This is a genomic window from Gorillibacterium massiliense, from assembly GCF_000455485.1.
In the GTDB taxonomy this organism is placed as follows: domain Bacteria; phylum Bacillota; class Bacilli; order Paenibacillales; family NBRC-103111; genus Gorillibacterium; species Gorillibacterium massiliense.
The window spans coordinates 1-929 of sequence record NZ_CBQR020000125.1 but is presented as its reverse complement, the minus strand read 5'-3'; the positions used below and the strand labels follow the sequence as shown (position 1 = coordinate 929).

1 protein-coding gene is annotated in these 929 nt (G+C 53.5%); it reads left to right on the top strand.

Annotation, left to right across the window (positions count from 1 at the left end):
• Nucleotides 1–929, top strand: a 929-nt coding sequence (locus tag TJ79_RS16755) for a non-ribosomal peptide synthetase (RefSeq protein ID WP_155987926.1), incomplete at both ends; no start/stop codon positions are given.

Here is a 929-nt window from a genome sequence, read left to right as displayed (position 1 = left end):
GCGGGCAGAAATCATGAGTCGTTGGAGGAAATCGTAGGCTTTTTCGTTAATACGCTGCCTATTCGTTTGCGCTTCAACGGTCAAGGGACAATGGGGGAACTGATTCAGACCGTTAAGACTGCGTGTCTGGAAAGCTATGAGCATCAGGCCTATCCTTTCGATTTAATCGTAGAGCAAGTCAATCCTGAGCGAGAAGCCGCTTCTTCCGCAATGCTAACCACGATGTTCCAATTCATGCCGGCGATCACGGAAAAAAGAGTGCATGATTCGCTCAAAATGAGGGTTGATTTGACGCAAGGGGAAGATCAGACGAGCAAGTTTGATTTGTTCTTTACGGTGACGGATGCGGGGCAGGATACGCTCAGTTTGGCCGTCAATTATGATACAGGCCTGTTCAGCCAAGGTATGGTCACCCAATTTATGCACATGTACGAACAGATATTGGCAGCAATGGTGGAGGCGTCGGAAACGCCTCTGGCGGAGCTGGATCTACTCGGCAAGGAAGATCGGGAACTGTATACGGCGCTGAACGCTGCCGCCATGCCTTATCGGGACGAGTTGACGCTTGCCGAAGCGTTCTATGAAACAGCCGAACGTTTTTCCGGCAGGATGGCAGTGGTGACGGAGGAACGACGGTTGACCTACGGCGAATTGAACGAAGCGTCGAACCGGGTCGCCCACATGCTGCTGGCTCATGGAATGAAGCCGGGGGACTTCGCTACGCTCCTTATGGAGCGCAGTATCGAGACTGTCGTTTCCCTGCTGGGCGTGCTGAAAGCAGGCGGGGTGTATGTACCCGTCGATCCGGAGTATCCGGAAGAGCGGATTCGCTACATGTTATCTGATAGCGGATCGCGGTATGTGCTGACCAAGAAGGCGCACGCCGAGCGTGTCGCTGGATTACTGGACGGGGAGGAAGGTGAAAGGGT